Below are 7,581 nucleotides of genomic sequence, written 5' to 3'. Positions count from 1 at the left end.
GTCGCGGCCACCACTGCTTCAACGCATGTTTTCGTTGGCCATGGCATCCGGCGTGAAATAGGACGCTGAAGGCTTCGCGACCTTCTGGTATTGGACTGTCAGGTCGTTGCTCGACGAATTGAGGAAGTAGGCCCCGGTGTCGAGGTTGTAGCTGCCCCACATGACCTGTGCGGTCAGGGCCGGCAGGTCCGGTGCCAGCAGCGTCAGCGAATACATCTGCCGGCCGAGCTTGCCCTGGGCGTCATAACCGTCGGCCATCAGGATCTGCCAGGAGTCTTCGTCGACGTAGTAGGTGCGACGCGGCACGACATGGCGCTTGCCGGATTTGAGCGTGGCCTCGACGACCCAGACCCGGTGTTTCTCCCAGCGCACCAGGTCAGGATTGAGGAAGCCGACCTTGACCAGCTCGTCGCTCTTGGCCAGCGCGGCGCGGTTATTGTTGTAGGGGACGATCAGTTCTTTTTTGCCCACCAGCTTGAGGTCATAACGATCGGTGGGCCCGAACAGCATGAACGCCTCGTCGAACAGGCCGACGCCGGAGGTGACGAAGTCCGGTGTGTCATAGGCAATGTTCGGTGCACGACGAACCCGGCGTTGACCGACCAGGTACTGCCAGGCCGCACGATTGGCCGGGTCCAGGTCCCAATGGGTCATCAGGCCCTCGCCGGCCTTGGACGAGGGCAATTCGGTGAACAGCTTGCCGAGCAGGTACTTGCCCGAATAGTTTTCCAGGCTGCCGCCTTCGACGTAGTAGGGAAACTGGTAGGTGTACTGGGCCCGGGTCGCCTGGACTTTCTTGCCACCGGCGGTCATCAGCCAGGTATCGAACGGCGAGCTGATGGTGTCGCCGCCCTGCCAGGACAACCGATAGTTCCACAGCACCTGCGCACCGTTCTCAGGGATCGGGAACGGGATGCCGCCATAGGCGTTGGAAACTTTTTCGCTGTCCACGTCGAGTGCGGCGCGCGTGGCATTCTTGCTGGTGTTGTCATACACCCATTGCGGCGCGGCGGCCGAGCGATGGGTCGGATACACATCCAGGCGATAGTCCGGATATTTCTTCAGCAGCAGCTGGGTGCCCTCGGCCAACTGGCCGGCGTACTGCGTGATGTTCGAAGCCTTGATCGAGTACAGCGGTTTCTCGCCGGCGAATGGATCGGGGCGCTTGTCACCCGGTTTGTAGCCGGGCGCGACCTGGGTATAACCGCCCTGCCAGGCCGGGATGCTGCCATCGGCGTTGCCGGCGCGCTCACCACCGAAGGGGGTCAGATCGGTTTTCAAACGCGCGGCCTGCTCAGGCGATACCGCCGCCTGCGCCAGGCTCATGCCGGCCAGGGCAAGGGCGAGGACGCAGGTGTTCAGGAATGCTGTGTTCTGCATGGCGAATCCACCTTGTTAGAATGAGGTTTTCACATAGAGCGAGACGAAGTCGCGGTCGGCCAACGACTGGCCGTAACTGAAATTGCCGTCCTCGCGCAGCCCGGCCTTGGGTGCGCCGAAGAAGTTCACGTAATTGAGGCCGACATCCCAGCGCTGCAGGTAGGTGGCTTTGAGGCCGACGCTCCAGTCGCCGGAATGGGTATTGCCGAAGCCGGATTTGTTCACCGCCGATGAGCGTCCATCAAGCACGATCCCCATGCCGATCGGCACGGTGAGGTCGATCCCGTCGACGATCTGGAAGTACGCCGGCTCCATCAATACTCGCAACGCCGTGGCATCGCGGGTGGTATTGGAATCCAGCGCCGCTGCGTTCTCGGTCACGCTCAGGGTGCGGTTCCAGGCCAGCTCGGCCAGGGCCGAGCCGCCGTCCCAGAAAGCGGTTGGCGATAGCAGGTAAATCGCCGACAGGTTGACGTGCGCGGTCTTGCCTCGGGCGAACAGCGCATCGTCGCCACCATCGGCCTGCATCCCGGGGGTCACTACTTGCAGGTTGCTCACCAGCGGAGCGTTCCAGCGCACCGACGATTCACCGGCAAAGTTGAACGGACCGTAAGCGGTAGAAAAGCTGACGCCGGCGGTCTTGATGTCTTCGGCGTAGACCTGGCGATAGGAGCCGAGGATCGGCAGTCCGCTGGCCGCAGCCGCCGGACCGTCCAGGTAGGCATACAACCCGATCGGCGCCTTGTCGTGATACTGGGCCGCGTAGAAACCCAGCTCCAGCTCGGTGCCGGCCGGCTTGAAGCGGATCTGCATACCGCCCTGGCCCGAATTGCGCGGTTTCAGGTCGCCGCCATTCACCGTGTCGTTGCCAAATACCTCACGCAGCGGACCGCTGCCGTAACCGATGGCGTCGGCATCGCTCAGGTAGCTGCCGGCGCCGGGCAAGTTGGAACGTTCCCACTCGAACTGATAGTAGGCACCCACCGACAGCTGCGGGTTGATCTGCAACTGCCCGGAAATCTGATTGACCGGACGCAGGATCTCCTTGAACTGCGTGCCCGGCACGCTGAGCAACTTGACCACATCGGTCGGCCCCTGGGCATTGGCGATGCCGTTGCCGCCGTAGAACAGGCTTTCGCCGTAGATCAGACTGTGGCGTCCGAGACGTGCCACGCCTTGGGAGTCATCCCCGAGGTCTCCGCGCAGGAACACGAAGGCATCGAGAATTTCAGCGTCGCGGCCATGCAGCTCGCGGGTTTCGCTGAGGAAATGTGGCTGCTCGCTGCTGTCGGTGTCCTGGTTGTAGATATCGTCGTACCAGGCCGCGCCGCTGACCCGCAGCCCGTAGTTTTGCCGGCTGAGGTCCATTTCGGAAAACAGGTCAAGACGGTTGGAGACCAGGCCGCGACTGAAATTCTTGTCGCCCTGGCTCTGGATCGAGGGGTACAGGCCATTGGCGGTCGGCGCATTTACCAGACGGCTGTCCTGTCCGTGCAGGCGCCAGGCCTGGCTGTACTTGATGGTGTTGTCCCAGCGCAGTTTCCAGTCGGAGTCGCCCAGGTCCATTTGCATGGCCTCGGCCCTCTCGCCCATCACACCGCTGCTGAAAAGCGCCAGGAATAGCGCGCAATGCTTGAAACCAAAGCTGTCTTTGAGGTTGTCCATGGGGTGCTCTCATTATTGTTATTGTTTGGCATGGCGTTGCCGCTACCCGCGCGGGTGGCGGCTTGGGTTCTCAGACGTAGGTGGAGGCCAATCCACCATCGACGGGCAGGTTGACGCCGTTGATCCAGCGCGACTCGTCGGCACACAGGAAGGCGATCACCGCCGCTACCTCATCGGCGTAGGCGGGACGTTTCATGCGATGGGCATCGGCCTGGGTCCGGGCCTCGCCGAGCATGCTCACGAAGTCGTCGAGGATGGGCGTGAAAACCGGCCCCGGCGCGACACAGTTCATGCGCACCGAATGCTCCAGGAACCAGGGTTGGGCCTGCAGGTAGGTCCAGACGATCAAGGCTTCCTTGAAATACTGATAGCAGGTCTGGTCCGGCACCGGGTGGTCAGCCAGCCAGGCTTGCCCGGCGGCAAACCCGTCGCTGCGCGCCAGCGCCTTGTGCTGCTCCACGCGGAGCGGCCATTCGGCGCCAAGGATCGAGGCGATATTGACGATGCTGCCGCCCGCATTGATGCGTGGCAGCAACGCTTGGCTGAAGTGGCGCAACCCGAGGTAGTTGACCCGCGCCAGCAGTTGCGGATTGGCGGTGCCCGGCACCCCGGCAATATTGCACAGGCTATCGAACCGTGCGGGTAGCTGCGGCAGCAGGCGGTCGATGTTCTCGGCGCTGCTCAGGTCACCCTGTACAAAACCGTCCAGGGTCTGGTGCGGCGCCTTGAGGTCCACGCCGATCACCTGGGCGCCGTGGGCACGCAGCAGGCTCGCCGTGGCGGCACCGATGCCCGACGAGACGCCGGTCACCAGCACAATCTTGTTGTCGAGTTTCATGTTGAGTCCTCTTGTTATTTTTATCTGCCCCGTTGAAACCGACCGGTCAGAACGGATAGACAGGCGCCTTGTCCTTGACCGTAACCCACTGCCACTGGGTGTATTCGTCCCAGTCCGCCGGGCCGCCGACGCTGCCGCCATTGCCCGAAGCACCGCGCCCACCGAACGGGTTGAGGCACTCGTCGGCGACGGTCTGGTCGTTGATGTGCAGCATGCCGCACATCAACCGCTCCCCAATGGCCATGGCCCGGCCCACCGACGGTGAAATGACCGCCGCCGACAGGCCGTACTCGCTGCGATTGGCCAGCTCGATGGCTTCCTCGTCGCTGGCGAAACTGACCACGCTCGCCACCGGACCGAAGACTTCGTCCTCGAAGGCACGCATGCCCGGCCTCACGCCGCTGAGCACGGTCGGTTGATAAAACAAACGGTCGTAGTTACCGCCGGTTTCCAGCCTCGCCCCGGCGCGTACGCTGTCATTGACGATGTCGTGCACGCGCTGCAACTGGCGTTGGTTGATCAATGGCCCCAGCGCGACTTCCTCGCGGGCGGCGTTGCCGACGGTCAACGCCTGGGCTTTATCCACCAGTTTCCGGATGAGGGCCTGGGCAATCGACTCATGGGCGAGGATCAGCCCGGTGGCCATGCAGATCTGCCCCTGATGCAACCAGGCGCCCCAGGCCGCATTGCGGGCGGCGAGGTCCAGGTTCGCATCTTCAAGGATGATCAACGGGTTTTTGCCGCCCAGCTCCAGCGCGACTTTCTTGAGGTTGCGCCCGGCCACCTCGGCCACCTTGCGCCCGGCGCCGGTGGAACCGGTGAAGGCGATCATCTTGACGTTGGGATCACGGCACAGCGCTTCCCCGGCGTCGGCCGCACCGGGCAATACCTGCAACAAGCCCTTGGGCAGGCCTGCGGCTTCGAAGAGACGGGCAATCAGAAAACCGCCACTGACCGGCGTTTGCGGATCCGGCTTGAGCACCACCGCATTGCCCGCCGCCAGGGCCGGCGCCACGGAGCGCATCGACAATACCAGGGGAAAGTTGAACGGCGAGATCACTCCGATCACGCCGTGGGGCAAACGCCGCGCATAAGACAGGCGCCCTGCCTCGCTGGGCAGCACCACGCCATGGGCCTGAGAGAGCATGCCGGCGGCCTGATGCAACAGCACGATCGCCTCGCGCACCTCGTGTTGGCCTTTGAACAATGCCGCGCCGGTTTCCCTTGCGACATACAGCGCCAGTTCCGCGAAGCAGCGTTCGGCGACGTCAGCCGCCTTGCGAAAGATCGCCGCCCGCTCCCGTGGACCGAGGGCGGCCCAGGCCGGTTGCGCCAGGGCCGCATCGCGACTGGCCTTGGCGATATCGGCAGCATCGGCCGAAGCACTGCGCATCAGCGCCTCGCCGGTTGCCGGCTCGATGATAGTCAGCAACGGGCCCGAGGCAGGCACCCAATCCCCGTTGAAGACACATTCGGATGCGATCACCTGGGCTAGCAGGTGGTTTTCGGATGCAGACATTTAAAGCTCCCGGCTCTTTGTTGTTGTCATCGTTTGCCACGCCGTGCCGACGCTGGCGCAAACGCCGTAGGAGTGGCTGAGCAAGCCGTGTGCCGAATTCATCCGCAGTCCTGCACAAACTTGACGCAAGGCTCTGGATCAAGGCTCCCCGGCTGACGATGGGCGACGTCGCGGGCGTCGAGCCAGCCGCTGGCCGATCGCCACTTGTTCATTTGATAAAGTTATGCTTAATAACTATCTGGCCAGGTGTTCATTTCGACTACCACCATCAGGGGCAATAACAATGAATAATCCCCACTGTCCGCTGCCGGAGCGGATTGCTGCCGAGCCCTTTCGCCCACGCGGCGACAGCAAGGAACTGAGCGACAGCAGCTCGCCAACCCCGGCAGAACTGACCAACTGCCTGTTTTTCTCTCCCGATGACGGGCGTATCTGGCTCAACGACCAACGCATGTTGTTGCTGCACAGTTCGTCCTTCGGCGCGTTGCGTCGGGAAATCATCGAGCGCCAGGGACTGGAGCAGGCCCGGGGCATGCTCACCCGCACCGGCTACTGCTCGGGCGCCCGCGACGCCCGGCTGATTCGTGAGCGCTGGCCGCACGCCGACGCTGCCGCGGTGTTTCGCGCAGGCACGCACCTGCATACCCTCGAAGGCATGACCAAGGTCGAGCCGCTGCATTTCAAGTTCGATGCGGAATCGGGGTTCTACGAGGGGGAATTTCTCTGGCACCACTCCTGCGAAGCCGACGAACATATCGCCGCCTATGGCACCGGGCAGGATCCGGTGTGCTGGACCGAGCTGGGTTACGCGATCGGCTTCGTCAGCGGGTTGTTCGGGCAACTGGTGGTCTTTCGCGAAGTGGAATGCCGGGGCATGGGGCATGAGCGCTGTCGTGTCGTCGGCAAGACCGCCGAACAATGGGGCGATATCGAGCGCGACCTGAGCTACCTCAATGCCTCACAGCCGGCAGCGCCTTTACCGTCCGGCGCCAGGCCCGACCCAATGGCTGCCAGTGATCCGCTGCCGGACAGCGAACAACCGCTGATCGGCGCCAGTGCGGCGTTCAACGCGGCGACGCTGGCTCTGCAGCGGGTCGCCTTGACACCGGCCACCGTGCTGGTCACCGGCGAGTCTGGCGTGGGCAAGGAAATGTTCGCCCGTCAATTGCACCAACTGAGCCGTCGGCGCCAGGGGCCGTTCATCGCCCTCAACTGCGCGGCAATACCGGACAACCTGATCGAAGCCGAACTGTTCGGCGTCGAGCGCGGTGCCTATACCGGCGCCACCCATTCACGCCCCGGCCGTTTCGAGCGGGCCGATGGCGGCACGTTGTTCCTCGATGAAATTACCTGCCTGAGCCTGGCCGGCCAAGGCAAATTGTTGCGCGCGTTGCAGGAGCGGGAAATCGAACGGGTCGGCGGCGGGCATGCCATCAAGGTCGACGTGCGAGTGGTCGCGGCGACCAACCTCGATCTGCGCAAAGCCGTGGCCCAAGGCGAGTTTCGCGAAGACCTGTTCTACCGGCTCAACGTCTATCCCATCGCCCTCCCGCCCTTGCGCGATCGCCGCGATGACATACCGTTGCTGATCAATGCCTTTCTCAAGCGCTTCTGCCGGGAATACGGCCGTACACCGGTGGGCCTGACCATGCGCGCCTTGAAGATGCTGCTGCGCTACGACTTCCCTGGCAACGTGCGAGAACTGCAGAACCTCATCGAACGCGGCTTGATTGCCAGCGAAGAAGGCCAGGCCATTGACCTGGTGCATCTGTTTCGCGACGAGCGATTGCCGGCGGATGCGTATTCGGTGGACGGCAATGGCGGGCTCACGTCATTGGCGCTGACCGCAAGTGACGCTGCGGCGAAGGCGCCGCTGTTGCCGTCGCTCAGTCAATTGGATGCGGACTTCTCTATCGACGGCCTGGAGTCGCGCCTGATCAACGAAGCCCTGCAACTGAGCAGCGGCAACCTGGCGGCGGCAGCCAGGTCGCTGGGCTTGAGCCGGGCGCAGTTCGCCTATCGATTGAAAAAACACCAACGCAATATCGACGAATAAACACAGAACCTGGGAGCGAGCCTGCTCGCGAAGGCATCGGCCACCACAAACCCCGGGGGGGGGGGGGGGGGGGGGGGCTGGCCTGCGCATCAGGCCCCTGCATTTCTTCAGGCAGACCGCAGT

The 7,581-nt window shown here is 63.3% G+C and carries 5 protein-coding genes; 1 reads left to right on the top strand and 4 read right to left on the bottom strand.

The annotated features are described in order from the left end of the window. Nucleotides 1–18 precede the first annotated feature (18 nt). From ACE04F_RS06525 to ACE04F_RS06510, 4 genes are all read right to left on the bottom strand, one after another. Complete coding sequence (locus ACE04F_RS06525) at nt 19–1,380, bottom strand: DUF1329 domain-containing protein (RefSeq protein ID WP_486105501.1); 1,362 nt, start codon at nt 1,378–1,380, stop codon at nt 19–21. 15 nt (nt 1,381–1,395) lie between these two features. Beyond that, nucleotides 1,396–3,045, bottom strand: coding sequence for a DUF1302 domain-containing protein (locus ACE04F_RS06520; protein WP_486105500.1), 1,650 nt, complete (start codon nt 3,043–3,045; stop codon nt 1,396–1,398). A 70-nt stretch (nt 3,046–3,115) separates the two neighbouring features. Continuing rightward, the gene (locus tag ACE04F_RS06515) at nt 3,116–3,883 is read right to left on the bottom strand and encodes a coniferyl-alcohol dehydrogenase (protein ID WP_486105499.1); all 768 of its coding nucleotides are present in this window, start codon (nt 3,881–3,883) and stop codon (nt 3,116–3,118) included. 46 nt (nt 3,884–3,929) lie between these two features. Continuing rightward, the gene (locus ACE04F_RS06510) at nt 3,930–5,402 is read right to left on the bottom strand and encodes a benzaldehyde dehydrogenase (RefSeq protein ID WP_486105498.1); all 1,473 of its coding nucleotides are present in this window, start codon (nt 5,400–5,402) and stop codon (nt 3,930–3,932) included. A gap of 283 nt (nt 5,403–5,685) precedes the next feature. On the opposite strand from ACE04F_RS06510, the gene ACE04F_RS06505 reads away from it, so the two are divergent. Then, entirely contained in the window at nt 5,686–7,458 is a 1,773-nt protein-coding gene (locus ACE04F_RS06505) for a sigma 54-interacting transcriptional regulator (RefSeq protein ID WP_486105497.1), read from the top strand. Nucleotides 7,459–7,581 lie beyond the last annotated feature (123 nt).

The organism is Pseudomonas sp. AGC41 (assembly GCF_057334555.1).
The sequence above is the reverse complement of the archived record's forward strand: the minus strand, read 5'-3'. Positions and strand labels throughout refer to the sequence as shown.